This is a genomic window from Streptomyces sp. NBC_00727 (assembly GCF_045161745.1).
In the GTDB taxonomy this organism is placed as follows: Bacteria; Actinomycetota; Actinomycetes; order Streptomycetales; family Streptomycetaceae; genus Streptomyces.
In genome coordinates this window covers 6,662,625-6,689,202 of the sequence record NZ_CP108981.1, presented here as the reverse complement: position 1 = coordinate 6,689,202, position 26,578 = coordinate 6,662,625, and the positions used below count along the sequence as shown (strand labels likewise).

General features: G+C 71.8%; 22 protein-coding genes. 13 read left to right on the top strand and 9 right to left on the bottom strand.

Features of this window, described 5'->3' with window-relative positions:
- Positions 1 to 40 precede the first annotated feature (40 nt).
- From OG242_RS30185 to OG242_RS30175, 3 genes are read left to right on the top strand one after another with little or no spacing between them, the layout of a single operon-like run.
- On the top strand, positions 41 to 2,089 hold the full coding sequence (locus OG242_RS30185) for a hypothetical protein (RefSeq protein WP_405901173.1): 2,049 nt from the start codon (positions 41 to 43) through the stop codon (positions 2,087 to 2,089).
- On the top strand, positions 2,086 to 2,937 hold the full coding sequence (locus tag OG242_RS30180) for a serine peptidase (RefSeq protein ID WP_405901172.1): 852 nt from the start codon (positions 2,086 to 2,088) through the stop codon (positions 2,935 to 2,937). Before OG242_RS30185 ends, OG242_RS30180 begins: the two co-directional genes overlap by 4 nt.
- Positions 2,934 to 5,948: a WD40 repeat domain-containing protein gene (locus OG242_RS30175; RefSeq protein ID WP_405901171.1), complete on the top strand. Its 3,015-nt coding sequence runs from the start codon at positions 2,934 to 2,936 to the stop codon at positions 5,946 to 5,948. The genes OG242_RS30180 and OG242_RS30175 overlap by 4 nt, the downstream gene beginning before the upstream one ends.
- A gap of 47 nt (positions 5,949 to 5,995) precedes the next feature.
- On the opposite strand, the gene OG242_RS30170 is transcribed toward OG242_RS30175, so the two are convergent.
- Positions 5,996 to 7,432 (bottom strand): dihydrolipoyl dehydrogenase family protein, encoded by a 1,437-nt coding sequence (locus OG242_RS30170; protein ID WP_405901170.1) that lies wholly within the window; start codon positions 7,430 to 7,432, stop codon positions 5,996 to 5,998.
- 118 nt (positions 7,433 to 7,550) lie between these two features.
- Here OG242_RS30170 and trxA point away from each other — a divergent pair, with 118 nt between their 5' ends.
- Entirely contained in the window at positions 7,551 to 7,934 is a 384-nt protein-coding gene (gene trxA / locus OG242_RS30165) for a thioredoxin (RefSeq protein WP_405901169.1), read from the top strand.
- A 32-nt stretch (positions 7,935 to 7,966) separates the two neighbouring features.
- On the opposite strand, the gene OG242_RS30160 is transcribed toward trxA, so the two are convergent.
- Complete coding sequence (locus OG242_RS30160) at positions 7,967 to 8,302, bottom strand: hypothetical protein (protein WP_405901168.1); 336 nt, start codon at positions 8,300 to 8,302, stop codon at positions 7,967 to 7,969.
- A gap of 52 nt (positions 8,303 to 8,354) precedes the next feature.
- Positions 8,355 to 9,377 (bottom strand): LacI family DNA-binding transcriptional regulator, encoded by a 1,023-nt coding sequence (locus OG242_RS30155; RefSeq protein ID WP_405901167.1) that lies wholly within the window; start codon positions 9,375 to 9,377, stop codon positions 8,355 to 8,357.
- Between the two features lie 90 nt (positions 9,378 to 9,467).
- Here OG242_RS30155 and OG242_RS30150 point away from each other — a divergent pair, with 90 nt between their 5' ends.
- A complete protein-coding gene (locus OG242_RS30150; RefSeq protein WP_405901166.1) occupies positions 9,468 to 9,929 on the top strand; it encodes a type II toxin-antitoxin system PemK/MazF family toxin in 462 nt (153 codons plus the stop codon).
- Between the two features lie 46 nt (positions 9,930 to 9,975).
- Here the strand turns inward: OG242_RS30150 and OG242_RS30145 are convergent, their stop codons facing one another.
- On the bottom strand, positions 9,976 to 10,806 hold the full coding sequence (locus OG242_RS30145; protein WP_405901165.1) for a TIGR02452 family protein: 831 nt from the start codon (positions 10,804 to 10,806) through the stop codon (positions 9,976 to 9,978).
- 147 nt (positions 10,807 to 10,953) lie between these two features.
- On the opposite strand from OG242_RS30145, the gene egtA reads away from it, so the two are divergent.
- From egtA to egtD, 4 genes are read left to right on the top strand one after another with little or no spacing between them, the layout of a single operon-like run.
- Positions 10,954 to 12,267, top strand: coding sequence for an ergothioneine biosynthesis glutamate--cysteine ligase EgtA (egtA, locus tag OG242_RS30140; protein ID WP_405901164.1), 1,314 nt, complete (start codon positions 10,954 to 10,956; stop codon positions 12,265 to 12,267).
- Positions 12,264 to 13,595, top strand: a complete 1,332-nt coding sequence (gene egtB / locus OG242_RS30135) for an ergothioneine biosynthesis protein EgtB (protein ID WP_405901163.1) — start codon at positions 12,264 to 12,266, stop codon at positions 13,593 to 13,595. Before egtA ends, egtB begins: the two co-directional genes overlap by 4 nt.
- Positions 13,595 to 14,350, top strand: coding sequence for an ergothioneine biosynthesis protein EgtC (egtC, locus tag OG242_RS30130; RefSeq protein WP_405901162.1), 756 nt, complete (start codon positions 13,595 to 13,597; stop codon positions 14,348 to 14,350). The genes egtB and egtC overlap by 1 nt, the downstream gene beginning before the upstream one ends.
- A complete protein-coding gene (egtD, locus tag OG242_RS30125; protein WP_405901161.1) occupies positions 14,347 to 15,309 on the top strand; it encodes an L-histidine N(alpha)-methyltransferase in 963 nt (320 codons plus the stop codon). The genes egtC and egtD overlap by 4 nt, the downstream gene beginning before the upstream one ends.
- A 51-nt stretch (positions 15,310 to 15,360) precedes the next feature.
- Here egtD and OG242_RS30120 read toward each other — a convergent pair whose 3' ends face one another.
- Positions 15,361 to 16,617, bottom strand: coding sequence for an extracellular solute-binding protein (locus OG242_RS30120; protein ID WP_405901160.1), 1,257 nt, complete (start codon positions 16,615 to 16,617; stop codon positions 15,361 to 15,363).
- A gap of 202 nt (positions 16,618 to 16,819) precedes the next feature.
- On the opposite strand from OG242_RS30120, the gene OG242_RS30115 reads away from it, so the two are divergent.
- Positions 16,820 to 17,035 (top strand): dodecin, encoded by a 216-nt coding sequence (locus tag OG242_RS30115; protein ID WP_018523108.1) that lies wholly within the window; start codon positions 16,820 to 16,822, stop codon positions 17,033 to 17,035.
- Between the two features lie 37 nt (positions 17,036 to 17,072).
- Here the strand turns inward: OG242_RS30115 and OG242_RS30110 are convergent, their stop codons facing one another.
- Positions 17,073 to 17,558, bottom strand: a complete 486-nt coding sequence (locus tag OG242_RS30110; RefSeq protein WP_405901159.1) for a hypothetical protein — start codon at positions 17,556 to 17,558, stop codon at positions 17,073 to 17,075.
- A 74-nt stretch (positions 17,559 to 17,632) separates the two neighbouring features.
- Here OG242_RS30110 and OG242_RS30105 point away from each other — a divergent pair, with 74 nt between their 5' ends.
- Positions 17,633 to 20,053, top strand: coding sequence for an ABC transporter (locus OG242_RS30105; protein ID WP_405901158.1), 2,421 nt, complete (start codon positions 17,633 to 17,635; stop codon positions 20,051 to 20,053).
- A 247-nt stretch (positions 20,054 to 20,300) separates the two neighbouring features.
- Positions 20,301 to 22,070, top strand: a complete 1,770-nt coding sequence (locus OG242_RS30100; protein WP_405901157.1) for a glycosyl hydrolase family 18 protein — start codon at positions 20,301 to 20,303, stop codon at positions 22,068 to 22,070.
- Between the two features lie 69 nt (positions 22,071 to 22,139).
- Here the strand turns inward: OG242_RS30100 and OG242_RS30095 are convergent, their stop codons facing one another.
- Genes OG242_RS30095 through OG242_RS30085 form a run of 3 tightly spaced genes read right to left on the bottom strand, consistent with a single transcriptional unit; the run spans position 22,140 to position 25,541 of the window.
- Complete coding sequence (locus OG242_RS30095) at positions 22,140 to 22,886, bottom strand: succinate dehydrogenase/fumarate reductase iron-sulfur subunit (RefSeq protein WP_405901156.1); 747 nt, start codon at positions 22,884 to 22,886, stop codon at positions 22,140 to 22,142.
- Positions 22,883 to 24,832: a fumarate reductase/succinate dehydrogenase flavoprotein subunit gene (locus OG242_RS30090; RefSeq protein ID WP_405901155.1), complete on the bottom strand. Its 1,950-nt coding sequence runs from the start codon at positions 24,830 to 24,832 to the stop codon at positions 22,883 to 22,885. Before OG242_RS30090 ends, OG242_RS30095 begins: the two co-directional genes overlap by 4 nt.
- Before the next feature lies 1 nt (position 24,833).
- Positions 24,834 to 25,541 carry a succinate dehydrogenase gene (locus OG242_RS30085; RefSeq protein ID WP_405901154.1) on the bottom strand — a complete coding sequence of 236 codons (708 nt, stop codon included), beginning with the start codon at positions 25,539 to 25,541 and terminating at the stop codon, positions 24,834 to 24,836.
- 95 nt (positions 25,542 to 25,636) lie between these two features.
- Between OG242_RS30085 and OG242_RS30080 the strand changes: the two genes are divergently transcribed.
- The gene (locus OG242_RS30080; RefSeq protein ID WP_405901153.1) at positions 25,637 to 26,521 is read left to right on the top strand and encodes a LysR family transcriptional regulator; all 885 of its coding nucleotides are present in this window, start codon (positions 25,637 to 25,639) and stop codon (positions 26,519 to 26,521) included.
- Positions 26,522 to 26,578 lie beyond the last annotated feature (57 nt).

The following is a 26,578-nucleotide window of genomic DNA, read 5'->3' as shown; positions in this document are numbered from 1 at the left end:
TCTTGTAGCGTCCGGGTGGACCGCACTGGGGAGGGACGGCGTGCACGTGGGGACAGGGGAATCGGGCACGGAGCAGGTGCTGCTCATGGGCGTCGAGCAGTTCCCCACCACGACGGACCCGTATGCCGAGCCGGAAGCGGGTCGCACCGACTGGCCTCGGCTCGGCTTCGTCCCGGATCTGATGTCCCGACTGGACCTCGCTTACAAGCGCGTCGGGTACGACGTGCTGTCGGTCGCCGAACCGGACAGAAGGGCCGTGACACTCCACAGCGACGACGCCGTCACGTCCGGCACCACGAGGATCGTGCATACCATGTCGCACGGCGCTACGGCGGCAGATCTCCACCGCTCGCCGGCGGCGGCCGGTCAGGAACACATCCACATGGTTCCCACGTGCGGGACGCTCGGCACCGGCACCGATGTGAGCCAGTGGGTGAGAACCGCCCACCAGCAGCCGGGACCCACTCTGTTCGTCGTCGACCTGTGCCGTGCCGGTCGCGCCGCCCGCCTGTCCGAACTGACCCGGGTCCCCGACGGCGAGCTGAACGCATGGGTGATCGCGGCGACGAGCCCCGATCTCCCCGCCTACGACGGCCGCTTCAGCGAGGCCGTGGCGGATGTCCTCGAACAGATCGCCGACCACGGTCTCGACACGTCGCCCTCGATCCGCTTCGTGCGTTGGGACCGGATCACCCGAGCCATTCAGAGGAGTCTGGACGCACTCGGCAGCAGGCAGGTCATCCACACCACGCGTGTGGACGTCTCGCAGGAGCTGCCCGAGCTCCCCTTCTTCCCGAACCCGCGCTGGCGCCCCGACGTCCGGATGGAAAGGCTGAACGACGTCATGCCTCCGGTCCGGGCCTTCGTGGCGGACCTGGACGCCGAGCACTTCATGAGCCGAGTGGGCGATCATTTCGTGGGCCGCCAGTCCCAGCTGGAGTGGCTGGCGGCTTGGCTGGACGACGACCGAGTCGGCGGACTCCGCGTGGTCACGGGCGCGCCCGGTTCCGGCAAGTCGGCCCTTCTGGGCGCTCTCGTCTGTTCGGGACACCTGACCGTCATCGACGCCGCCCCCGACATCCGCGCCTACCTGAGCGCGCAGAATCCGGAAGGAGTGTGCTCCCCCAACCCGCTCCTGGCCGCGATCCACTCCCGCGGCCGCGACATCGACTCGATCCTGACCTCGATCGCACTTCAGTGGAGGCTGCCGATCAAGCCGGAGCGACAGTGGACCGTGGCCGACCTGATCTCCGAAATCAGCGCACTCCCCGCCGTACCCGCCCTCGTATTCGACGCCCTGGACGAGGCGGAGAATCCCGACGACCTCATGAAGTCACTGCTGATTCCGCTGGCCGGGGCGGTGCGTGCGGACGGACGGTCATTGGTGCGGCTGCTGGTCGGCACTCGCCGATGGAGATCCGGCCCCTTGCTTACCCTGGCCGATCGGGACGGCGGTCTGCTGGACCTGGACGACGTCCCGGTCGAGGAGATCCGCAGTGACCTACGAAACCACGTACTGCGCAGGCTCTCCTCCCTGCCGCACTACAGCGCTCCCGAGCAGCGGCCCGTTCGCACGGCACTGGCCGAGACGGTGGCCGCGGCACTCACCGAGGAGGAGGACCGCATGCATGAGTGGGGGCCGTTCCTCGTGGCGCGCATCTTCGGCCACGTCCTGGCCGGCGAGCCGGCGCCAGGCAGCGTGGATGCCGCGGTCGCGCGCGGCCGCACGGTGCCCAGGAGTCTGCCGGGCGTCCTCGAACTCGACATCGACAACCGACCCGACAGCGCGGACCTCCGTGCGGTGCTGGCCGCGGTCGCATTCGCCAAGGGCGACGGATTCCCGACCGAGGCGGTAGCGGCCGTCGCGCCCGAGTTCGCGCCCGAACCGGCGGCGGCACCGGGCAGCGGCCTCCGGGGGGCGACCGGCCAGAAATTCCTGCAGCACGTCCGCGGGCTGCTCGACGCCGGGTCCTTCTACCTGCGCACGGGCGTCGAAACCGATGGCTCGGTCCTGTACCGCCTCTTCCACCAGGGCCTCGCCGACTACCTCCAGGACCACCCGTACCCACTCGACAGCGAGGCCACATGAGAATCCTGGGCATCCACGGCATCGGAAACCTCCGCGTGAACGAGGACCCCGCGGCCGTCGCCGGCCATATGTCGGCCCTCTGGGGGAAACACCTGGCCGCCGGCGGCACGCCGGACGCCGATGTACGTGTCGCCTACTACGCGGACCTGCTCCAGGACAGCGGCCACCAGGGCGAGGACGGCCGTCTGGAAGAGCTCTCGGGTTCCGAGGAGGCGATCCTGGCGGACATGTTCGCGCTCCTGGAATCGCCCGCGGCCCCGGCAGGTGTCGCCCAGGGCTGGCTCACCTACCTGCTGCGCTCCCAGCTCCAGGACATCGTCGCCTCCAAGGCGTGCTCCCCCGGTCTCATGGAATGGTTCGTGGTCCGATTCGCCAAGGAAGTCCACCGCTACCTGGAGCCCGGCCCGGCCCGACGCGCCGTCCAGGAGCGAGTGCGTGCGGAGCTCACCACGCATCGGCCCGATGTGGTGATCGCGCACTCGCTGGGCAGCGTCGTCGCCTACGAGGCCCTCCACGACTGCGGAGACCTGGACGTGCCGCTCCTGATCACGCTGGGCTCGCCGCTGGCTCTGCCGAAGGCGGTCTTCCACCGGCTGACGCCGAGCCCCGAACGCGGCCGGGGCCAAAGACCGCAGGCGCTGCGGCGCTGGGCCAACCTCGCGGACCCCGGCGACCTCGTCGCGCTGCCGGTCCGTGGCATCTCCGCCGTGTTCGACGGAGTGGAGACCGACCGGCACTGCTCCGTTCACCGGACGTATCGCTTCCACCATGTGGAGGAGTACCTGAAGACACCGGAGGTGGCCGAGCTGCTGGCCGCTCCGTGGGCCGAAGGGGCACAACAGGCGTGAACGTTCCGCCCGACGACGTCGACGACGACGGGAGCGCCGCCCCTCGCGAACGAGTGGCGCAGCGTGTCTTCGACCTGCTGACCGCCGAGGTGGCGGACGGAGACGTCCTCCGCTGGGACAGGGCGTCGCCGTACCTCCTGCGGCACGGGGCCGAACACGCCGCCGAGGCCGGTCGCCTGGGCCTGCTCCTCGACGACTGGGAGTTCCTCGTCCACGGTGACGCGCGGGGCATCCTCGCCTCGTCACCGGCCGGACGGCAGGACCACACTTCTCTCACTGTCTATCGCACGTCGTTGCCGCACCACGCCACGGCACGGGCCGCACAGCGACGCCACATCCTGGCAGTGGACGCCGTGCGCCATCAGCAGCCCGGCATCAGCCGCGCCCTCTACGCCCCGCCGGGCGAGCAGAGCCCGACCTGGCAGTGTGCGTGGTCCACCGCTGCCAATATCTCGCCGGCGCTGCGGGCCTCGTTCACCGGACACAGCCGGCCCCTCCACCATCTCGCCGTCGCGGAGGTCGACGGCGAGGCCTTCGCCGTCACAGCGGGTGCGGACGAGACGGTCCGCCTCTTCCATGCCGGCACCGGCGCCCTGCGCCATGCCTGGAAGGGCCATGGCGGGGGTGTCACCTCGCTGGCCTCGCACGCCCGTGGCAGTGGTGCCCTCATCGTCACCGCGGACGCCTGCGGGTGGCTGCGTGTGTGGGACGCGCGGACCGGCCGCGCCGCTTGGGCCGTCGAGGCGCACGACGGCCCGGTGACCGGACTGGCGACGCTTCGCCATGACGGACATCTGTGTGCGGTGAGCGTCGGCCACGACGGGACACTCCGTGTCACGGACTTCGAACGGAGGCGCTCCCGGGTGCTTCTCACCGCCGCGACCGGGGCGCTGCGCGGGCTGCTCGCCGTCACCGGGACGCCGGGCGAGCCCGTCGCGCTCACCGCCGTATCCGCGACGGACGAGGAGCCGGCACAGGTCGTGGCCGTCGGTATCGAGGAGGGGCGTACCCTCTACGCGCTCCGGTGCACCGCGGAGGTGACGGGCCTTCAGTGCGGGGAGTCCGACGGGAATCGCATCGCGGTGGCGGCCTTCGCCGACGGAACCGGACGACTCTGGGACGCCCTCACCGGCGGCTCCCCGCTGACGTTCAGCCGCAGAGGGCGTCCTGGCGACCTGGACGTGCTGCATCTGACGGCCGAGAACGACGTGGACCCCTGCGTGGCGGTCACCGGCGGCGCCGACGGCACGATCCGGATCTGGGACCTCGACACAGGCGAGCGACTGCACCAGTTGGAGGGCCACCACCGGGCTGTTCTGGCCCTCGACTCCGTCCACATCCCGTACGCGACGCAGGACGTCACCGATCCCGAACTCGACGAGCGGCACATGGACCGGAGCGCCTTCCGCCAACATGTCCGATCGGTGACCCAGAGGCGCAACAGCCGCCTCACCCCGGCCGACCTCATCATTCTGTCGGCCTCGGCGGACGACACCGTCCGAAGCTGGCACGCCGAGAGCGGCGGGGAACTGCACACGTACACGGGTCATACGGGCCCCGTCCGCCGGGTCGTCGCGTTCGACCCTCCGGCGGACTCCGACCGGTGGCAGGCGGTCAGCTGCGGCGACGACGCGACGGGTCGCGTCTGGGACCTCTCCGACCGGACGGAACACGTCGCGGGAGCCATCCACCCGGGGCGCATCGAAGCGCTGGCATCGGACACCTTCCGGGGCCGCCCCCTCGTGGTCACCGCATGCGGCGACGACCGGCTGCGGGTCCTGGACAACCGCACCGGCAGTCTCCTCAGCGCACGCATGGCCGGGGACAGTCCCGTGTACGCGGTAGCGCTGGGAGCGACGCGCGAAGGCCCCGTGTCCGCTTCCGTCAACTCGGGAAAGGGCATCGTCGTTCGTCTGGCCGAGACCGGGGCCGTCCTGTGGAGCCATCGGCCGGACAGTCCCGTCGTCGCCCTTTCGGCAGGAGGATCACGCAGACGGCCGGTGCTGGCGGCCCTCGACGTCCGGGGCCTGATCCACGTGTGGGAACTGGGCTCGGGCCGCCCCCGCAGCGGTCCTCTGAGCCGGTACGAGGGGGTGTCGGCCATGGACCCGGGCCGAATCCGGGACGCGCCCGTGATCGTCACCGGCCGCGCCGACGGAGAGATCATCCTGTGGGATCTGCTGTCGGGCGCCGTCCGGCGCGTGCTGAGCCCGGCAGGCGCAGCACCGTACGTCGACGCCGTGCGCTTGCACGCGGGCCCCTCCGGCCCGCGTGTTGCCTCCCAGCACCTGCGGGCGGGCCGTCACGGCGTGCGCGTCACCGATGCCGAGACCGGCCGCCTGCTCAGCACCGTACGTCTCGGCGCTCCCGTCGAAGGCGGGGCCGCCCCCGTGCTCGGGCTCGGGAGCACACCGGACGGAACCGTGGTCGCGGTCGGCGGTCCGGACAACGGGGTACGCATCTGGGACGCGGACTCCGGCGAAGGCAACACCGAACTGTGGCTGCCCGACACCGTCCAGGCGCTCTCGTTCGACCACCACATGCTGACCGTGGCCTACGGCCGCGAGCTGGCGGCCTTCACCTCCGCCGCTCACCCGCTGCCCCTCCGCGAGGACGAAGGACCTCCGCGTCCCGTGCAGCGGAAGGCGTCCGCCGCCGCCACCCGACGCCGTCGCGGCCGCTCTTCCCTCCAGACGACCATTCTGCGGCTCCTCCTGGAGTGGGAGGGCCACGACGGCCCGAGGCTCGCATCGCTCCTCTGCCGGTGCGTGCGCCAACCTGTCGTGAGATCAGCGATCCGTGCCTTGATCCAGGAGGGGCTCATCCGCCCGATGCGCACCGGCTCCCTCGGCTACGCGCTCGAACCGAAGGGCCGGTCCCTGGTCGCTCCCGTGCCGTCCGCGAGGAACGACACAGCACGCTCCGTGCCCCTGCAGAAACTGCGCAACATGCACGGCACACCGTGCATCCCCTGCAGCCACCGCAGGTTCCACCTGCCGACGGGGAACTAGAAGGGGCGAGGGCGGATGCCGGGCACGACCTCGCCCCCCGTGGCTCCTCAGCCCCGGTGCGTCTCCAGCAGTCTCAGCCAGACCTCGCTGATCGTCGGGTACGACGGGACGACGTGCCACAGCCGGGCGATCGGGATCTCGCCCGCGACGGCCATCGTCGCCGAGTGGAGGAGTTCGCCGGTGCCGGGGCCGACGAAGGTGACTCCCAGCAGGACTTCGCGGTCGAGGTCCACCACCATGCGGGCGCGGCCGCGGTACCCGTCCGCGTACAGGCCCGCGCCGGCCACGGACGCGAGGTCGTAGTCGACGGCGCGGACCCGGTGCCCGGCCTCCTCCGCCTCGGCCAGGGAAAGGCCCACCGACGCGGCCTCCGGGTCGGTGAAGACGACCTGCGGGACGGCGGCGCGGTCGGCGGTCGCCGCATGGGCGCCCCAGGGGGCGGTGTCCAGCGGCTTGCCCTGCGCGCGGGCGGCGATCGCGTCGCCCGTGATGCGGGCCTGGTACTTGCCCTGGTGGGTCAGGAGCGCGCGGTGGTTCACGTCGCCTGCCGCGTAGAGCCAGTCCGTGCCCTCGACCCGGCAGGTGTCGTCGACGGTGAGCCAGGACCCGGGTTCCAGGCCCACGGTCTCCAGTCCGAGGTCGTCGGTGCGCGGGGCCCGGCCGGTGGCGAAGAGGACCTCGTCGGCCTCGACGCTCTCGCCGTTGTCGAGTTCCACGGTGACCGGGCCGTCGCCGCCCGCGCGGCGTACGGCGGTGGCCGAGACCCCCGTACGGATGTCCGCTCCGGCCTCGGTGAGCGCGTCGGCGACCAGCTCACCGGCGAAGGGCTCCATCCGGGGCAGCAGCCCCTTGCCGCGTACGAGCACGGTGACGTCCGAGCCGAGCGCGTTCCACACAGTGGCCATCTCCACTCCGACGACTCCCCCGCCGACGACGAGGAGCCGGCCGGGGACCTCCTTGGCGCTCGTCGCCTCGCGGCTGGTCCAGGGGCGGGCGTCGTCGATCCCTGGCAGGCCGGGCACCACGGCCCGGCTGCCCGTGCAGACGGCGACGGCGTGCCGGGCGGTGAGCCGGCGCTCCGTGCCGTCGGGCGCGGTGACGGTGACCTCCTTGGGCCCGGTCAGCCGGCCGTGGCCGCGGAGGATGTCGGCGCCGATCCCCTCGAGCCAGGCGACCTGGCCGTCGTCCTTCCAGTGCGAGGCGTACTCGTCGCGGTGGGCCAGGACGGCGGCGGCGTCGAGGGGCCCCTGCACGGCGCCGCTGAGGCCGGGGACGCGGCGGGCGTCGGCGCGGGCGATGACGGGGCGCAGTAGTGCCTTGCTGGGCATGCACGCCCAGTAGGAGCACTCCCCGCCGATCAGTTCGGACTCGACGACGGCGGTGGTCAGCCCGGCGGCCCTGGCCCGGTCCGCCACGTTCTCGCCCACCGGGCCGGCTCCGATCACCACGACGTCGTACGCGACTGGCTCCGCTGCATGTGTCATGCGCCCATTCTGGCCATGGGTGTGGGTGTCGGCCACATGGGCAGGGGCGGAATAGCACGAAGAGGGGCAGCGTTGTCCCGGAAACGTCTCATACGGGCACAGGAAGAGGTAGGAACGCATGAGCACCGTAGAGCTCACCAAGGAAAACTTCGACCAGGTCGTCAGCGACAACGAGTTCGTCCTGATCGACTTCTGGGCTTCCTGGTGCGGCCCGTGCCGGCAGTTCGCCCCGGTCTACGACGCGGCGTCCGAGCGCCACGCGGACCTGGTCTTCGCGAAGGTGGACACGGAGGCGCAGCAGGAGCTCGCGGCGGCCTTCGAGATCCGGTCGATCCCCACGCTGATGATCGTCCGGGACAACGTGGCGGTCTTCGCGCAGCCCGGCGCGCTGCCGGAGGCGGCCCTGGAGGACGTCATCGGCCAGGCCAGGAACCTGGACATGGACGAGGTCCGCAAGTCGATCGAGGCAGAGCAGAAGGGCAAGGCGGAGGGGCAGCAGTAAGCAGTCGCCGCCCCTCGCACGCGGCGGCCGATTCAGCCGTTCGCGTCCCGTTCGGCGACGCGGGCCGAGAGTCCGTAGGCGAGTTCCGAGCCGTCGACGAGCAGGCCCTCGACGGCCAGGGTCCTGGGGTCGATGTCGGCCACCATGCCCTCCCCCGCGTACCGGGGGTAGCCGGTTTCGCCGGTCTCGCCCGTGGCGGTGACGACGGCGGACCGGACGGCGGCGCCGGGACTCCAGCCCTTGGATCCCTTGGCCGCCGCTCCCCTGACGCTGGCCCCCGTGGCGCCGTTTCCGGTCCCGGGGGCCTTGTCGTCGGTGAATTCGGGGACGATGAGGATTTCGTAACTCTGCGGATGGCTCATGGTCATGACGCTAGGCACGGGCCGTGCGCGGCGCACGTCGCCGCGCTGGCCCGTCCGTTCAGCTGGATTCGCGGTGTACGGCGAGGGCGCGCAGCAGGTCGTGGCGTTCGGGCGGGGTCCTGGGGTGCCGTACGAGGCGGTCCACCAGGTCCGCGAGGGGCTGCGCGGTGGCCAGTTCCATGCGTACGCTGCTGAGCCTCGGCCGCAGCAGCCGCCCGAGCATCGAGTCGTCCGCGCCGACCACGGCCGCCTCGGCGGGCACCTCGGTCCCGGCGTCGTGGAGCGCCCGCATCAGGAGCATCGCGTACGTGTCGTCGTACGCGAAGACGGCGTCGAGGCCGAGCGCGGGCCAGCGGGCGGCCAGTGACGCGGCCGACTCCTCGTCGTACCGCAGCGGCAGGGCCTCGACGTGGGCGCCGCCGGTCAGGGCGGCTTCCCGGGCTCCGGCGAGTCGCGGGGCGGCGAAGAGGGCGGTGCCGGGGTCCTCGGGCATCACCACTCCGATGCGGCGTCGGCCGCGTTCCAGCAGGTGGCGCACCGCGCAGCCGCCGACCTCCCGCTGATCCATGATCAGGGCGTGGGCCCCTTCCACGGGCTGGGGCCCCAGGGTGATGACGGCTTTGGCTCCGGAGCGCCGGAGCACGGCTATGCCGGCCGGGGCGAGCGGGACGGAGCCGGGCACGATGACCGCGGCCGGGCGCAGTTCAGCCCAGGCACGGGCGGCGTCGTCGACGCCGAGACCGAGCGAACCGTACTGGACGACCGTGTAGTCCAGGCGCCGTAACCCCGCCTCCAGTTCGCGCAGGAAGCGCAGGTGCAGGGGCCCGGTCGGCAGGTGGCCGGTGGGCAGCAGCACCATGCGGGAGTGGCCGGCGCGCAGGGTGCGGGCCGCGGCGTGGGGCACGTACCCGAGTTCGTCGGCGGCCTTCCGTACCCGGCGGCGGGTCTGATCACTGATCCGCACCTGCGCGTTGTTGTTGAGGACGTAGGACACGGTGGCCCGGGAGACGCCTGCGAGCCGCGCGACATCGGCGCTGGTCGGGACGGGGCCTTCGGTGGGCTGCTCGGGTAACTGACTCATGGCTGCGGGCAGTCTTCCAGACCCGCGCGACGCCCCGGCGCGGCGGCCCTGGGCCGGGGTTGCGGAGGGCCTAGGCCCTAGGGTGTTGCGATGACGATCCAGCACCGTACCGACAGCAATGAGGCCGGCTTCCCCGGCCGCACCGGTTCCACAGCCACCTCCCAGGCCGACCCGCGCGACGTCGGCCCGGTCCGCACCTCGTACGCCCCCGACCGGGACGGTGCCCCCGACCCCGGGGAGATCGTCTGGACGTGGGTGCCCTTCGAGGAGAACGACGGGCGCGGCAAGGACCGTCCGGTTCTCGTCGTCGCGCGCGAGGCGGCGGGCACGCTGCTGGCCGTGCAGCTGTCCAGCAAGCAGCACGACATGGACCGGGAGTGGGTGTCGCTGGGCGCCGGCCCCTGGGACAGCTCGGGCCGCCCGTCCTGGGTGGACCTGGACCGGGTGCTGCGGGTCCACGAGGACGGGATGCGGCGTGAGGCGTGCGCCCTGGACCAGGGCAGGTTCGACCTGGTCGTCGGGCGGCTGAGGGAGCGCTACGGCTGGGCGTGACGGCGTCCGGCGGCCCCTGCCCTCACCCTCGGCTTCAGGGTGAGGGTCAGCGCCGGTCGGCGAACACCCGGTCGAACGCCACCCGAGTGGGCGAGTCCTCATCGCGGCCGAGGATGCCGAAGACGACCTGCTCGAAGTGGCCCGCGAACCGGCCCTCGCCGGTGAGCAGCGCGTGGAACGACCCGGCCACCACCGCCGGGTCGTTCTGGAAGACGCCGCAGCCCCAGGCGCCCAGGACGAGCCTGCGGTAGCCGCAGACCGCAGCGACCTCCAGCACCCGTTCGGCCCGCGCGGCGAGCGCGGCGGGGACGCGGTGCGCCTCCTGGGGGGCCTTGGCGCGGATCACCCCGGCGTTGGGGGCGGGCGAGGTCAGGAAGCCGGCTTTGTACGGCGTGTCGAGGAGGCGGCCCCGGTCGTCGCGGAAGACCGGCACGCCGGGCGAGTGGATGACCCGGTCGGTGTAGAACACGCTGCGTTCGGCGCGGTGGTGGGCGTAGAAGTCGGGGACCCGCAGCAGCGTGGCGTACAGCGCGGAGGCCCGGCACAGGGCCTCCTCCTGCGCCTGGGCGCCGTTGAGGTAGCCGCCGCCGGGGTTGCGGGCGGACGCGTAGTTCAGGACGGCGGTCTCGCCGGCCCCCTCGCGGGTCATCCGGGCGGCCGCTTCCAGGCTGCTCTCGCCGGTGACTTCGATGACCGGTGTCCGGTCCCGGTCCAGCACGGCGATCGGCACCGGCTCGGGGCCGTACAGCCGTGTGCCGGTGAGGGCGGCGGCCAGGTCCTTTTCGACGCTGATTTCCCGGCCGTTTCCCGTGCGGTAGGAACCCGCCTCGACGATGTTCTCCGTCTCGCGCGCGATTCCGCGCAACCGGGCGCTCATGACGCCTCCCCCTTATGGTGCATACGGGGCATGATCGGCGCCCTGTCGCATCGGAAGCAATCGAATATCCGGCGCACTAGGCACTCTTGTGCGATGCCTTTGCAGCGGTTTGGGTAGGACGGACGCACCGGAAAGAGGAGGCCCGGCATGTCATCCGACACTCCCGGCGGCCACGGTCCGCCCGGTCTCGTTCCGCCCCTCGGGGAGGGCGAGGCGCAGGATTTACTACGCGGCATCTGCTTCAAGACGGGCCCGCCGCGCACGGTCGGGGTCGAACTCGAGTGGCTCCTGCACGATCGCGACCACCCGCACCGCCCCGTCCCGCCCCACCTTCTGGAGGCGGCCGCGACGGCCGTCCGGGCGCTGCCCCTGAGCGCGGCGCTCACCTTCGAACCCGGCGGCCAGCTGGAGCTCAGTTCGCGCCCCGCCCCTTCCCTCATGGCGTGTGTCGACGACACCGCAGCCGATCTCACCGCCGTACGGTCCGCCCTGGACGGACTGGGCCTGGCTCCGGCCGGTTTCGGCCTCGATCCCTGGCAGTCACCGCGCCGGCTCCTGCGCGAGCCCCGGTACGAGGCCATGGAGCGGGCGCTCGACCGATGGGGCACGGCCGGCCGCGCCATGATGTGCACCACCGCCTCCGTCCAGGTCTGCCTGGACGCCGGGGAGGAGGAGCCGGGCCCGCTCGGTTACGCGCGACGCTGGCAGCTGACTCATCTGCTGGGCGCGGTCCTGGTGGCTGCCTTCGCCAACTCGCCGTTCCGGGAAGGCCGGCCGACGCCGTGGCGGTCCGCGCGCCAGTCCCTGTGGGCCGCCCTGGACCCGAAGCGGACACTGGCACCGGACGGGCAGCTGCCGCCCCGGGACGCCTGGGCCGCGCACGTCCTGGACACGCCCGTGCTCTGCGTACGGGGAGACGGGCCGTGGGCCGTGCCGGACGGGCTCACGTTCCGTGACTGGATCCGGTCCGGGGTGCCCCGACGGGCGGACCGGAACGACCTCGGCTACCACATCACCACGCTCTTCCCGCCGGTGCGGCCGCGCGGGCACCTGGAGCTGCGCATGATCGACGCGCAGCCCGGTGACGACGGCTGGATCGTGCCGCTCGCCGTCACGACCGCCCTGTTCGACGATCCGGAGGCCACCGAAACGGTGTACCGGACCGTCAAGCCGCTGGCCGAGACCGCCGGTACGGGCGCCGCTCCGCGCAATCCGCTGTGGACCGCGGCCGCGCGCGACGGCCTGGCCGACCCCGAACTGCGCCAGGCGGCGGACGTCTGCTTCCGGCTCGCCCTGGAGGCGCTGCCCCGGCTGGGCGCGAGCCGTGCGGTACGGGACGCGGTGGCCGGCTTCCACGACCGCTACGTCGCCCGGGGCCGATGCCCGGCCGACGATCTGCGGGACCTCCTCACCACGGGCGGGGCGCGCCGCCCGGCCCATCCGAAGGGGAACCTCTCATGACCGAATCCCCCGCTCCCCCGCACGCCGGGGACGGCGAGGCGCTGCGCGGGCGCGCGCTCGCCGCACTGCTGACCGCACGTGAACGCACCACGCTCCTCACCGACAGCGTCGACGACCACGACCTCACCGCCCAGCACTCGCCGCTGATGTCACCGCTGGTCTGGGACCTGGCGCACATCGGCAACCAGGAGGAACTGTGGCTGCTGCGCGGTGTCGCCGGCCGGGAGGCGATGCGCCCGGAGATCGACGGCCTGTACGACGCCTTCGAGCATCCGCGCGCCACCCGGCCCTCGCTGCCGCTGCTGGCGCCCGGGGAGGCCCGCTCGTACGCCTTGGAGGTGCGCGGCAGGGCGCTGGACGTGCTGGAGTCCGCGCCGCTCGGTGACGGGCCCGCGCTGGTCAGGTCCGGCTTCGCCTTCGGCATGATCGCGCAGCACGAGCAGCAGCACGACGAGACCATGCTGATCACGCATCAGCTGCGCTCGGGCCCGGCGGCGCTGACGGCCCCGGAGCCGCCGCGCGCCACGGACGCGCCCACGCTGCCGGCCGAGGTCCTGGTGCCCGGCGGCACGTTCACCATGGGTACGTCGGCCGAGCCGTGGGCCCTGGACAACGAACGCCCCGCGCACCAGCGGGACGTCCCCGGGTTCGTCATCGACACGGCCCCGGTGACGTGCGGCGCGTACCGGGCTTTCATCGAGGACGGCGGCTACGGCGAACGGCGCTGGTGGGCGCCCGAGGGCTGGGCGATGGTCCGGGAGCACGAGTTGGGCGCCCCGCTGTTCTGGTACCGGGACGCCGGGCAGTGGCTGCGCCGCCGGTTCGGGGTGACCGAGCCGGTGCCGGACGACGAGCCGGTGCTGCACGTCAGCTGGTACGAGGCCGACGCGTACGCGCGCTGGGCGGGGCGTCGGCTGCCGACGGAGGCGGAGTGGGAGAAGGCGGCCCGGCACGATCCCGCGTCCGGGCGCTCCCGCCGCTATCCGTGGGGCGACGAGGACCCGACACCGGAGCGCGCCAATCTGGGTCAGCGCCATCTGCGGCCGGCGCCCGCCGGGGCGTATCCCGCCGGCCGGGCGCCGTGCGGGGCGGGGCAGCTGATCGGTGACGTGTGGGAGTGGACGGCGAGCGATTTCCTGCCGTACCCGGGGTTCGCCCCGTTCCCGTACCGCGAGTACTCGCAGGTGTTCTTCGGCCCGGAGCACAAGGTGCTGCGGGGAGGTTCGTTCGCGGTGGACACCGTGGCCTGCCGGGGTACGTTCCGCAACTGGGACCTGCCGGTCCGGCGGCAGATCTTCTCCGGGTTCCGTACCGCGAGGGATCTCTGATGTGCCGTCACATCGCCTACCTGGGGCCGCCGGTCGCCCTGGGCGAGGTGATCTCGCGCCCGGCGCACTCCCTGGTGCGGCAGTCCTGGGAGCCCCGCCGCCAGCGGTACGGCACGGTCAACGCGGACGGCTTCGGGGTCGGCTGGTACGCGGAGGGGGACCCGGTCCCGGGCCGCTACCGGCGTCAGGGTCCCGTATGGGGCGACCAGACCTTCGCAGACCTGGCCCGGGTGGTCCGCAGCCACGCCCTGCTCGCCGCGGTCCGGGACGCGACCGGGGCGGACCCGGACGGCGAGGCCGCCGCGGCGCCGTTCGCCGCGGACCGCGTCCTGTTCAGCCACAACGGCGCGGTGAAGGACTGGCCGGGTTCGATGGCGTCCGTGGCGGCCGCCCTGCCCCCGGCCGAGCTGCTGCGGCTCACCGCCCGGAGCGACTCCGCCCTGGTGTGGGCCCTGGTCCGGCACCGGCTGGCGTCGGGCGACCCGCTCGCGCAGGCCGTGGCGGACACCGTGCTGGAGGTCGCCGAAGCCTCCCCCGCGTCCCGGCTCAACCTGCTGCTGACCGACGGCCGGTCCATCGTGGCGACCGCCTGGGGGGACACCCTGTGGCATCTGACCGAGCCCGGCCGGCGCACGGTCGTCGCCTCGGAGCCGTACGACGACGATCCCCGCTGGCACGAGGTACCGGACCGCACCCTGCTGACCGCGACCGCCGGCGACGTCCTGCTGACCCCGCTGAAGGAGCCCTGCGCGTGAGTCCCTTCCTGCTGACCCGCACCCTGCCCGAGGACGCGACGGACGCGGCGCTGCGCGCCGACGTGCTGCACGGTCTGACCCGGCACCCGAAGACGCTGCCGCCCAAGTGGTTCTACGACGCCCGGGGCAGCGAGCTGTTCGAGGAGATCACCCGGCTCCCCGAGTACTACCCGACGCGCGCCGAGCGCGAGATCCTCATCGACCGGGCCGCGGAGATCGCCGCCGCCTCGGGCGCCCGCACCCTGGTCGAGCTGGGTTCCGGCTCGTCCGAGAAGACCCGGTACCTGCTGGACGCGCTGACGGACCTGCACAGTTACGTACCGGTCGACGTCAGCGAGAGCGCACTGCGCGGCGCTGCGGACGCCCTGCTGAAGGAGCGGCCGCGGCTCTCCGTGCACGCCCTGATCGCCGACTTCACCGCCGGGCTCACGCTGCCCGAGACGCCCGGGCCCCGGCTGGTGGCGTTCCTCGGCGGCACCCTCGGCAATCTGCTGCCGAGTGAGCGGGCGGTGTTCCTGAAGTCGGTGCGCGACCTGCTGTCGCCGGGTGACACGTTGCTGCTCGGCACGGATCTCGTGAAGGAGGAGGAGGTGCTCGTCGCGGCCTACGACGACGACGCGGGGGTGACGGCGGCGTTCAACCGGAACGTGCTGTCGGTCGTCGACCGCGAACTGGGGGCGGATTTCGTGCCGGAGGACTTCGCCCACGTGGCGCGGTGGAACCCCCGGGAGGAGTGGATCGAGATGCGGCTGCGGGCGCGCCGGCCCCTGACGGTGAAGATCCCGGAACTGGATCTGGTGGTGCCGTTCGACGCGGGCGAGGAGCTGCGCACCGAGGTGTCCGCGAAGTTCCGCGAGGACGGCGTGCGCCGCGAACTGGCTGCCGCGGGGCTCCGCCTGGCCCATTGGTGGACGGACTCCGAGGACAGGTTCGCGCTGTCGCTGTCCGCGGTGGACTGACCGGGGCGCGGGGCGGGGGCGGGTTGTCCGGCCCCGCCCCGCGTCGGCGGGTCAGCTGCCGGCGAGCAGTTCGGTGATCTTCTCGGACGCGGTCTTCGCCTCGGTCGCCGGGTCGCCGCCCTGGAGGACCGCGGTCATGTAGGGCTTGATCGGGTTGTCGGCCTCGACCGCCGCCCACTGCGGGGAGTTGGGGGTGGCGTGGCCGCGCGCGGCGCCCTCGGCCATCGCGGCGGTGCTCTCCTGGCCCTCGACGACACGGGCGAGGGCCGGCTTGTTGGGCACGTAGCTCATGGTCTTGGCCAGCTCCTCCTGCCACTTGGCCCCGGCCAGGGCCTTGATCACCTCGTAGCCCGCGCTGCGCTGGTCGGCCTTCTGCGGCACGATCAGGTCGGAGCCGCCGGTGAACACCGAGCCGGGCGCCTTCGCGGTCTTGCCGGGGATCGGGAAGTAGCCCAGTCTGCCCTTGAGTTCGGGGTTCTTCTTCTCGATGAGGGTCGCGGTGCTGGGGGTGGAGATGATCTGGGCGACATTCCCCTCGGCGAACACATTGCCCTGCGGGGGCTTTTCCTCGTCGGCGTTCTTGGGCCCTTCGCCCAGCGCCTGGAGTTGGGAATAGAACTGCATGCCCTTGAGCGCGGCGGGCGTGTCGAGAGCGCCCTGCCAGTCGCCTCCCTTGTCGTCGGCTAGTTCCCCGCCCTCGTCCCAGATGAACCCGGCGAGGACGTACCAGTTCTGTCCCGGCAGGTACATGCCCTGGTTTCCGTCGCGGTTGAGTTTCTCGGTGTCCGCGAGCCACTGCGCGCGTGTCTTCGGCGGATTTTTGATACCTGCCGCCTCGAAGAGATCCTTGTTGTAGATCACCACTCGGTTGGCCGCGTACCAGGGGATTCCGTACTGGACGCCACCGATGCTGCCCGGCTCGGCGAGACCGGGGATCCAGTCCTCACTGCCCAGGTCACGCATGGATTCCAGGGTCAGGTCACGCAGGTTGCCGCTCTCGGCGTACTGGGCGACCTGGGTGTTGCCGACCTCGATGACGTCGGGGGTGTCCTTGCCGGCGAGCGCTTCCAGGACCTTCGGGCCGATGCCGCCCCATTCCTGGATCTTGAACTCCAGTTCGACCGAGGAGTGCTCCTCCTCGTACGACTTCTTGAAACGGTCCAGGAAGTCGGCGGTAACGCTGTTCTTCATCAGCCAGATCGTCACCTTCTTGTCGCCGGAGCCGCCCGTACCGGGGATCAGGCCGCACCCACCCAGTGCAACGGTGGAAATAAGGGCGACAGCTCCGAAGAGCATGCGGTTCTTCACGGATTCACCTTCTGCGGAACGGCAGGACGACATATGCGGACCCGGTGTGGGGGACTGCGGGCTGCGCTCGCACGGGTGTGGCTGGATTTTGGTATGGACCAATACTTTGGTCAAGGGCCGTTCCGGACATGCGTGACGACTGCGACCCCTCGCGAACCGGGCCGAGGTAGGGCACCTTGGTAAGGGCGAGAGGAGACAAACCATGACGAATCACACGTATCGTGTCACCGAAATCGTAGGAACCTCCCAGGAGGGCGTGGACGAGGCCATCCGCAACGGCGTCGCAAGAGCCTCGGAAACGTTGCACAATCTCGACTGGTTCGAGATCACGCAGGTGCGCGGCCAGATCGAGGATGGCCGAATCGCGCACTACCAAGTCGGCCTGAAAGTGGGATTCCGGCTCGACGACCCGCAGTGACGCGAGGGGCCGTCGCCGCCCCGCGGGTACGGTCGGGTCAGGTGCGCCCCTCCCGCTCCTGCGCGTCCTTCAGCTCGGGCGAGGCCGGCGTCCAGCGGGCGCGCACCACGGTGAATCCGGCCAGCTCAGCGGCGTCGCAGACCAGCTCGTCGTCGTCGACGAGCATGCGTACCGTACGGCCGCGACCGAGCCGCTCCAGGATCTCCAGCTTGGTCCGGCGCGCCGGCCGGCGGTCGTCGTTGCGCCGCATGTGCAGCCGTCCCTCGGGCAGCCCCTGCCGGGACAGCCAGACCACGGTGTCCTTGCGGCAGCGCTCGGGCCGCCCGGTGAGGTAGACGATCTCGCACTCCCCGGCGCTGCTCAGCACCAGGCGTACGCCCTCGTCCAGCGGCGGGTCGTCGACCGCGGCGGCGAAGAAGCGCGCCCAGTCGCGGCGGCCCTCCAGGAAGTGCTGGCGGTGGGCGGTGTCGGCGAGCGTACCGTCAAGATCGAACACGGCCACCGGCCGGACGTCGTTTGTCATGCGGCCAGCAAACCAAGCGGCAGCCCCGTCCGGCGAACCGGCACGACCACCGAGCGCACGGAGACCCCGCCCCCATGACCTCGTCCCACGATCCGTACGTCCGGGTCCGAGGCGCCCGCGAGCACAATCTGCGGAACGCCGACGTCGACATCCCCCGCGACACCCTCACCGTCTTCACCGGCGTCTCCGGTTCGGGCAAGTCCTCGCTGGCCTTCGGCACGATCTACGCGGAGGCGCAGCGCCGCTACTTCGAGTCCGTCGCCCCGTACGCCCGGCGGCTGATCCACCAGGTCGGCGCCCCCGCCGTCGGCGAGGTCACCGGGCTGCCGCCCGCCGTCTCGCTGGAGCAGCGCAGGTCGGCGCCCGGCGCCCGGTCGTCCGTGGGCACGGTGACGACGCTGTCCAACTCGCTGCGGATGCTGTTCTCCCGGGCCGGCGACTACCCGCAGGGGGCCGAACGGCTGGACTCGGACGCGTTCTCGCCGAACACCGCCGTCGGGGCCTGTCCGCGCTGCCACGGCCTCGGACAGGTCCACCGCACGAGCGAGGAGCTGCTGGTCCCGGATCCCGGCCTGTCGATCCGGGAGGGCGCGATCGCCGCGTGGCCGGGGGCCTGGCAGGGCAAGAACCTGCGCGACGTGCTGGACGCGCTCGGCTACGACGTGGACCGGCCGTGGCGGGAGCTGGAGCCGGCCGACCGGGAGTGGATCCTGTTCACCGACGAGCAGCCGGTGGTGACGGTCCACCCGGTACGCGAGGCCGGTCGCATCCAACGGCCCTATCAGGGCACGTACATGAGCGCGCGACGCTACGTGATGCACACCTTCGCCGATTCGAGGAGCGCCACCCTGCGGGCGAAGGCCGAGCGCTTCCTGACCAGCGAACCCTGCCCGGTCTGCGAGGGCAGCAGACTGCGGCCGGAGGCCATGGCCGTCACGTTCGCGGGCCGTACGATCGCCCGGCTCGCGGGCCTCGCGCTCACCGAACTCGCCGACGTGCTGACGGCGGCGGGCGGCGACGGGACCGCCCGGGTGCTGACGGCGGACCTCCTCGCCCGCATCTCGACCGTCACCGAACTCGGCCTCGGCTACCTCAGCCTGGACCGCACGGCCCCCACGCTCTCCTCGGGCGAGCTGCAGAGGCTGCGGCTGGCGACCCAGCTGCGGGCCGGCCTCTTCGGTGTGGTGTACGTCCTGGACGAGCCGTCGGCCGGTCTGCATCCGGCGGACACCGAGGCGCTGCTCGCGGTGCTGGGGCGGCTGAAGGAGGCCGGCAACACGGTCTTCGTGGTGGAGCACCAGATGGACGTGGTGCGGCGGGCGGACTGGCTCGTCGACGTCGGGCCGCTGGCCGGTGAGCACGGCGGCCGGGTGCTGCACAGCGGGCCGCCCGCCGGGCTCGCCGGGGTCGCGGACTCGGCCACCCGGCGCTTCCTGTTCCCCGACGCCCCGCCCCCGCCCCGCGAGGTCCGCGCTCCCTCGGGGTGGCTGCGGCTGTACGGGGTCGAGCGGCACAACGTGGGCGGGGTGGACGCGGCGTTCCCGCTAGGGGTGTTCACGGCGGTCACCGGGGTCTCCGGCTCCGGCAAGTCGACACTGGCGGGGCAGGTCCTGGCGGGCGCACTGGCCGACCGGCGGGCCGCCGCGGAGGACCGGGAGCAGGAACGGCCCGTGGCGGGATACGCCCGCGCCGAGGGGCTGGACGCGGTGGACCGGCTCGTCCAGGTCGACCAGCGCCCCATCGGCCGTACGCCCAGGTCCAACCTGGCCACGTACACCGGTCTCTTCGACGTGGTGCGCAAGCTCTTCGCGGCCACGCCCCTGGCCCGGGAGCGGGGGTACCGGGCCGGCCGGTTCTCCTTCAACGTGACCGGCGGCCGGTGCGAGACCTGCCAGGGCGAGGGGTTCGTCTCGGTGGAGCTGCTGTTCCTGCCGAGCACGTACGCGCCCTGCCCGGACTGCCGCGGTGCGCGGTACAACCCGGAGACGCTCGACGTCACGCTGCGCGGGCTGAACATCGCCCAGGTGCTGGACCTGACCGTGGAGTCGGCTGCCGGGTTCTTCGCGGACACGCCGGCCGCCGCGCGCAGCCTGGACACGCTGCTCGACGTTGGGCTCGGCTATCTGCGGCTCGGGCAGCCGGCGACGGAGCTGTCCGGCGGCGAGGCGCAGCGGATCAAGCTGGCGGCGGAGCTCCAGCGGGCCCGGCGAGGCCACACGCTGTATCTGCTGGACGAGCCGACGACGGGGCTGCATCCGGCCGATGTCGAGGTACTGATGCGGCAGTTGCACGGGCTTGTGGAGGCCGGCTCCACGGTGGTGGTCGTGGAGCACGACATGACGGTGGTCGCGGGCGCGGACTGGGTGATCGACCTCGGTCCGGGCGGCGGTGACCGGGGCGGCCGGATCGTCGCCGCAGGGCCTCCGGCGGAGGTGGCACGGGCGCCGGAGAGCCGTACGGCGGGATATCTGCGGGCGGCCCTGGGCCTCGCCTGAGCGACTGCCCCGCCTCAACTCCGCCGTGGCGCCTGCGGATTGGCGACCGGTGCGGGGATGGGGAATGAAACAGTAAAGAATGTTGACAGTTAGCTGGTCCATACCAATCATGGGCATGCCACACGGTCGTTCGTCGCCGTGCGGCATGTGACCCCCGGCCGGGAATCACAGGAACGGGCCGCGCCCTTCACCGGGCGCGGCCGAGCCGTGCATCCGCCCGTTGTCCCACCCCGCTGGGAGCTGCCCCATGAGACGTCCAAGAACAGTCGGCGCCGTCCTGAGCGCCTTGGCCACCGCCGTCGCGTCCGCAGGTCTGGTCCTCGGATCAGGCGCCGGCGCGCAGGCCGCCACCACCGCCGCCACCCCCATGCCCGCGCACGTCTTCGCCCCGTACTTCGAGGCGTGGAACGGCGACAGCCCGGCCGCGCTCGCGCAGGCGTCCGGTGCCAAGTACCTGACGATGGCCTTCATCCAGACGGAGTCCCGCGGCTCCTGCACCCCGTACTGGAACGGCGATTCGAGCATGCCGATCGCCCAGTCCGAGTTCGGCGCCGACTTCACCACGATGCGGTCGCGCGGCGGTGACGTGATCCCGTCGTTCGGCGGCTACACCGCGGACAACACCGGCACCGAGATCGCCGACAGCTGTACGAACGTCGACTCGATCGCCGCCGCGTACGAGAAGGTCATCACGACCTACGACGTGTCCCGCCTCGACATGGACATCGAGGACAACTCGCTGACGAACAGCGGCGGCATCGACCGCCGCAACAAGGCGCTCAAGAAGGTCCAGGACTGGGCCGCCGCCGCCGGGCGCCCGCTCCAGATCTCGTACACCCTGCCCACCACCACGCACGGGCTCGCCGAGTCCGGACTCGCGGTGCTGGAGAACGCGGTGTCCAACGGCACCAAGGTCGACGTCGTCAATCTCATGACGTTCGACTACTACGACGGCGCCGCGCACGACATGGCCAAGGACACCCAGACGTCCATCACCGGCCTGAAGGGCCAACTGGCCTCGCTGTACCCGTCGAAGACCGAGGCCCAGCTGTGGGGCATGACCGGCATCATCGAGATGCCCGGCATCGACGACTACGGGCCGGCCGAGACCTTCACCACGGCCAACGCGCCCGTGGTGTACGACTGGGCGGTCTCCAAGGGCGTCGGCACCCTGTCGTTCTGGGCGCTCCAGCGCGACAACGGCGGCTGCCCCGGCACCGGCGGGAGCGACACCTGCTCCGGCATCGCGCAGGACACCTGGTACTTCACGCACACCTTCGCCCCGTTCACCAGCGGCGGCAGCGGCCCGGTGACCGACGACTACTCGGTGGCCGTGACCCCCTCCTCGGCCACGGTCGAGCCGGGCAAGTCGACGACCGCCACCGTGAAGACCGCGGTGACCTCGGGCGCCGCCAAGACCGTCGCGCTGACCACGAGCGGTGCCCCGGCCGGGGTGACCGCCACGCTCAGCCCGACCTCCGTGACGGCCGGCGGCTCCTCGACGCTGACGTTCAGCGCCTCGTCGTCGGTCGCGCCGGGCTCGTACACCGTCAACGTCACCGGCACCTCCGGCACGCTCAGCCACTCGGCGGCGTTCACCCTGACGGTGCCCGGTTCCGGCGGCGGTACGGGGTCGCTGGTCAACGGTGACTTCGAGACCGGTGCGCTCGGTCCCTGGACCTGCGAGTCCGGTGGCGCGGTCGTCTCCTCGCCGGTGCACGGCGGTGCGCACGCGCTGTCCGTCGCGGCGACCTCCTCGCAGACCGGCGAGTGCGCGCAGACGCTCACCCTCTCCCCCAACACCAAGTACACCCTGCAGGGTTACGTACAGGGGAACTACGCGTACCTCGGTGTCCGGGGTGGCGCGACGGCGAGCACCTGGGGCCTGTCGAGCGGGTACACCAAGCAGTCGGTGTCCTTCACCACCGGCTCCAACGGCTCGGTGACGGTCTACCTGCACGGCTGGTACGGCCAGGGCACCGTGTACGGGGACGACCTCTCGGTCACCAAGGCCTGACCCGGTACGCATACGGCATCGAGGGTCCCGGAGGCGGGCGGCCTCCGGGACCCTCGGCCGTGCGGCGGCTCAGCGGCGCGCCTTGCGGGTGGCCCGCAGCCACTCCTTGTTCATGGCCGAGATCGACGGCAGCGGGATGCCCTTGGGGCACGCGGTGGCGCACTCGCCGGTGAGCGTGCAGCCGCCGAAGCCCTCGCTGTCCATCTGCTCCACCATGTCGAGCACCCGGGTCTCCCGCTCGGGGGCGCCCTGCGGCAGCACGTTCAGGTGGTTGACCTTGGCAGAGGTGAAGAGCATCGCCGAGCCGTTCGGGCAGGCCGCGACGCAGGCACCGCAGCCGATGCACTCGGCGTGCTCGAAGGCGAAGTCGGCGTCCGGCTTGGGCACGGGCGTGGCGTGCGCGTCCGGAGCCGTACCGGTCGGGGCGGAGATGTAGCCGCCGGCCTGGATGATCCGGTCGAAGGCCGAGCGGTCCACGACCAGGTCCTTGACGACCGGGAAGGCCGAGGCGCGCCAGGGTTCGATGTCGATGGTGTCGCCGTCGTGGAAGGCGCGCATATGGAGCTGGCAGGTGGTGGTCCGCTCGGGGCCGTGCGCGTCGCCGTTGATGACGAGGCTGCACGCGCCGCAGATGCCCTCGCGGCAGTCGTGGTCGAAGGCGACGGGGTCGTCGCCGGCGAGGATCAGCTCCTCGTTGAGGGTGTCGAGCATCTCCAGGAACGACATGTCCTGCGAGATGCCGTCCACCTCGTACGTGGACATGGCGCCGGGGGCGTCGGTGTTCTTCTGGCGCCAGACGCGCAGGGTGAGCTTCATGCGTAGCTCCGCTGGGTGGGGTGGACGTACTCGAAGACGAGGTCTTCCTTGTGCAGGACGGGGGCCTCGCCGGTGCCGGTGAACTCCCAGGCGGCGCCGTAGGAGAACTCCTCGTCGCGGCGGGCGGCCTCGCCGTCCGGGGTCTGGGACTCCTCGCGGAAGTGGCCGCCGCAGGACTCGGCGCGGTGCAGGGCGTCGAGGCACATGAGCTCGGCGAGCTCCAGGTAGTCGACGACGCGGTTGGCCTTCTCCAGCGACTGGTTGAGCTCGTCGCCGGTGCCGGGGACCTTGATCCGGCGCCAGAACTCCTCGCGGATCAGCGGGATCCGGGCGAGCGCGGTGCGCAGCCCCTCCTCGTTGCGGGCCATCCCGCAGTACTCCCACATGAGTTCACCGATCTCGCGGTGGAAGGAGTCGGGGGTGCGGTCGCCGTCGACGGCCAGCAGCAGGTTGAGCCGGTCCTCGGTCTCGGCGACGGCCTCCTCCACGGCGGGGTGCGAGGCGTCGACCTCGTCGTGGTGGGGGTTGCGGGCGAGGTAGTCGTTGATGGTGGAGGGCAGGACGAAGTAGCCGTCGGCGAGGCCCTGCATCAGCGCGGACGCGCCGAGCCGGTTGGCGCCGTGGTCGGAGAAGTTGGCCTCACCGATCGCGAAGAGGCCCGGCACGGTGGTCTGGAGGTCGTAGTCGACCCAGAGCCCGCCCATCGTGTAGTGCACGGCCGGGTAGATCCGCATCGGGGTCGCGTACGGGTCCTCGGCGGTGATCCGGGCGTACATGTCGAAGAGGTTGCCGTACTTCTCCTCGACCTTCGCCCGGCCCATCCGTCCGATGGCCTCGGCGAAGTCCAGGTAGACGCCCTGGCCGCCGGGTCCGACGCCGCGCCCCTCGTCGCAGACGTTCTTCGCGGCGCGCGAGGCGATGTCGCGGGGCACGAGGTTGCCGAAGGAGGGGTACTGGCGCTCCAGGTAGTAGTCGCGCTCGTCCTCGGGGATCTCGTTGGCAGGGCGGGTGTCGCCCTTGGCCTTCGGTACCCAGATGCGCCCGTCGTTGCGCAGCGACTCGCTCATCAGCGTCAGCTTGGACTGGTGGTCGCCGGTGCGCGGGATGCAGGTGGGGTGGATCTGGGTGAAGCAGGGGTTCGCGAAGTGGGCACCGCGGCGGTGGGCCCGCCAGACGGCGGTGGCGTTGGAGTTCATCGCGTTGGTCGACAGGTAGAAGACGTTCCCGTAACCACCGCTGGCGAGGACCACGGCGTCGGCGAAGTAGGTGTCGATCTTCCCGGTGACGAGGTCGCGGGCGACGATGCCGCGCGCCCGGCCGTCGACGACGATCAGGTCGAGCATCTCGGTACGGGGGTGCAGTTCGACGTTGCCCGCGGCGATCTGCCGGGACAGCGCCTGGTAGGCGCCGAGGAGCAGCTGCTGTCCGGTCTGGCCGCGAGCGTAGAAGGTGCGGGAGACCTGGACGCCGCCGAAGGAGCGGTTGTCGAGGAGTCCGCCGTACTCGCGGGCGAAGGGGACGCCCTGCGCCACGCACTGGTCGATGATCTCGACGGAGATCTGGGCGAGGCGGTGCACGTTGGACTCGCGGGCGCGGAAGTCGCCGCCCTTGACGGTGTCGTAGAAGAGGCGGTGCACCGAGTCGCCGTCGTTGCGGTAGTTCTTGGCCGCGTTGATGCCGCCCTGTGCGGCGACGGAGTGTGCCCGGCGGGGCGAGTCCTGGAAGCAGAACTGGACGACGTGGTAGCCCTGTTCGGCCAGGGTGGCGCCGGCTGAGCCGCCGGCCAGGCCGGTGCCGACGACGATGACGGTGTGCTTGCGCCGGTTGGCGGGGTTGACCAGCTTGGCCTCGAAGCGGCGGGTGTCCCAGCGTTCCGCGACGGGGCCCGCGGGGGCCTTGGTGTCGGCGAGAGGTTCACCGGTCGTGTAGTGCGTGTAGTCGTTCATGTCAGCTCACCACTCCGGTCATGACGGCGACGGGTACGGAGATGAAGCCCACCGTCAGCACCAGCGCGAGGACATTGGCGAGGGTCTTCAGGAAGCGGTCGCGGCTCGCGCGCCCGGCGCCCAGGGTCTGCGCGGCGCTCCAGAACCCGTGCTGGACGTGGAGCCCCAGGGCGAGCATGGCGACGATGTAGATGACGTTGCCGTACCAGGTCGAGAAGGTGTCGATGACGTTCTGGTACGGGTGGCCGGACTGGAATCCGCCGGAGTGCACGGTGCCGGTCGTCAGGTCCAGGATGTGCCAGACGATGAACAGCCCGAGGATGGTCCCGCCGTAGCGCATGGTGCGGGTGGCGTAGCTCGCTCGCGCTCGCTCGTGCACGTACTTGCCGGGCCGGGCCCGCAGGTCGCGCCTGCTGAGCTGGTACGCGGAGACCGCGTGCAGCACGACGGCGGCGACGAGCACCACGCGCACGATCCACAGCGCCCACTCGTGGTGCAGGAACGGCTCGCCCATCACGCGCAGCCAGTGCGCGTAGCCGTTGAACTCGTCGGACCCGAAGAAGATCTTCAGGTTTCCGATCATGTGGACGACCAGGTAGAGGAGCATGACCAGACCGCTGACGGCCATGATCGCCTTCTTGCCGACGGTCGAGCCCCAGAGCGCACGCGTCATGGACGGCCGTCGGTCCGTCCGGGTTGCCAATGCCATGGACACGACGCTAGGGCCGGAGGGCCTGATCAGTCCAAGTCATGGAACAGCTGATCTCCATAGGCATCTCCTATGAAGCGGGGTAGCGTGGGGTGATGCAGTTCCAGCAGCTCACCTATTTCGTGGCCGTCGCCGAGGCCCGGCACTTCACCCGCGCCGCCGAGGAGGTGCACGTCTCGCAGCCCTCGCTCTCCCAGCAGATCCGGGCCCTGGAGAACGAGCTGGGCGCCGAGCTGTTCAGCCGGGCGCGCGGCAACATCACGCTGACGGACGCGGGCGAGGCGCTGCTCCCGCTGGCCCGGCGCATCCTGGCCGACGCCGACACGGCACGCCACGAGGTGCAGGAGCTCGCCCAGCTGCGCCGGGGCCGGGTGAGGCTGGGGGCGACACCCAGCGTGTGCACGGGGCTGCTGCCCGAGGTGCTGCGCGCCTTCCACGACCTGCACCCGGGTATCCAACTGCTGCTGGAGGAGGGCGGTTCGCACGATCTGGTACGGGAGCTGGCGCGCGGGGCGCTCGATCTGGCCCTGGTGGTGCTGCCGCTGCCGGCCGCCTCCCCTGCGCTGACCACGGTCGAGCTGCTCCAGGAGGACCTGGTGGTCGTCTCGTCGGCGCAGCGCCCCCGGCCGGGCCGGGGCGGGCGGGTCCGGATCGCCGACCTGGAGGGCCAGCCACTGGTGATGTTCCGGCACGGCTACGACCTGCGGGAGCTGACGGTGGCCGCCTGCCGGGCCGAGGGCTTCGAGCCGTCGTTCACGGTGGAGGGCGGCGAGATGGACGCGGTGCTCGGCTTCGTCCGCGCGGGCCTGGGCATCGCGGTCGTCCCGCACATGGTCGCCACCCGGGCCGGGGCGGACCTGCGCACGACGCCGCTGGCCCGCCCGGGGCTCCGCCGCACCATCGCGCTGGCCCACCGCAGCGACGTGGCCCCGCCGCGTGCGGCCCGCGAGCTCCAGCGGGTCCTGCTGGGGCCTGTCTGACCGTTCCCGTCGTCGCCCGCAGGGCGGCCGCGGGAACGGTCAGACAGGCCCCAGCAG

Coding starts and splice junctions, on each gene's coding strand:
- OG242_RS30155 (WP_405901167.1), bottom strand. CDS start 9,377: ATGAGTCAGTTACCCGAGCAGCCCACCGAAGGCCCCGTCCCGACCAGC.
- OG242_RS30180 (WP_405901172.1), top strand. CDS start 2,086: ATGAGAATCCTGGGCATCCACGGCATCGGAAACCTCCGCGTGAACGAG.
- OG242_RS30150 (WP_405901166.1), top strand. CDS start 9,468: ATGACGATCCAGCACCGTACCGACAGCAATGAGGCCGGCTTCCCCGGC.
- OG242_RS30145 (WP_405901165.1), bottom strand. CDS start 10,806: ATGAGCGCCCGGTTGCGCGGAATCGCGCGCGAGACGGAGAACATCGTC.
- egtC (WP_405901162.1), top strand. CDS start 13,595: ATGTGCCGTCACATCGCCTACCTGGGGCCGCCGGTCGCCCTGGGCGAG.
- trxA (WP_405901169.1), top strand. CDS start 7,551: ATGAGCACCGTAGAGCTCACCAAGGAAAACTTCGACCAGGTCGTCAGC.
- OG242_RS30085 (WP_405901154.1), bottom strand. CDS start 25,541: ATGGCATTGGCAACCCGGACGGACCGACGGCCGTCCATGACGCGTGCG.
- OG242_RS30080 (WP_405901153.1), top strand. CDS start 25,637: ATGCAGTTCCAGCAGCTCACCTATTTCGTGGCCGTCGCCGAGGCCCGG.
- egtA (WP_405901164.1), top strand. CDS start 10,954: ATGTCATCCGACACTCCCGGCGGCCACGGTCCGCCCGGTCTCGTTCCG.
- OG242_RS30100 (WP_405901157.1), top strand. CDS start 20,301: ATGAGACGTCCAAGAACAGTCGGCGCCGTCCTGAGCGCCTTGGCCACC.
- OG242_RS30160 (WP_405901168.1), bottom strand. CDS start 8,302: ATGACCATGAGCCATCCGCAGAGTTACGAAATCCTCATCGTCCCCGAA.
- OG242_RS30095 (WP_405901156.1), bottom strand. CDS start 22,886: ATGAAGCTCACCCTGCGCGTCTGGCGCCAGAAGAACACCGACGCCCCC.
- OG242_RS30115 (WP_018523108.1), top strand. CDS start 16,820: ATGACGAATCACACGTATCGTGTCACCGAAATCGTAGGAACCTCCCAG.
- egtB (WP_405901163.1), top strand. CDS start 12,264: ATGACCGAATCCCCCGCTCCCCCGCACGCCGGGGACGGCGAGGCGCTG.
- OG242_RS30170 (WP_405901170.1), bottom strand. CDS start 7,432: ATGACACATGCAGCGGAGCCAGTCGCGTACGACGTCGTGGTGATCGGA.
- OG242_RS30105 (WP_405901158.1), top strand. CDS start 17,633: ATGACCTCGTCCCACGATCCGTACGTCCGGGTCCGAGGCGCCCGCGAG.
- OG242_RS30090 (WP_405901155.1), bottom strand. CDS start 24,832: ATGAACGACTACACGCACTACACGACCGGTGAACCTCTCGCCGACACC.
- OG242_RS30110 (WP_405901159.1), bottom strand. CDS start 17,558: ATGACAAACGACGTCCGGCCGGTGGCCGTGTTCGATCTTGACGGTACG.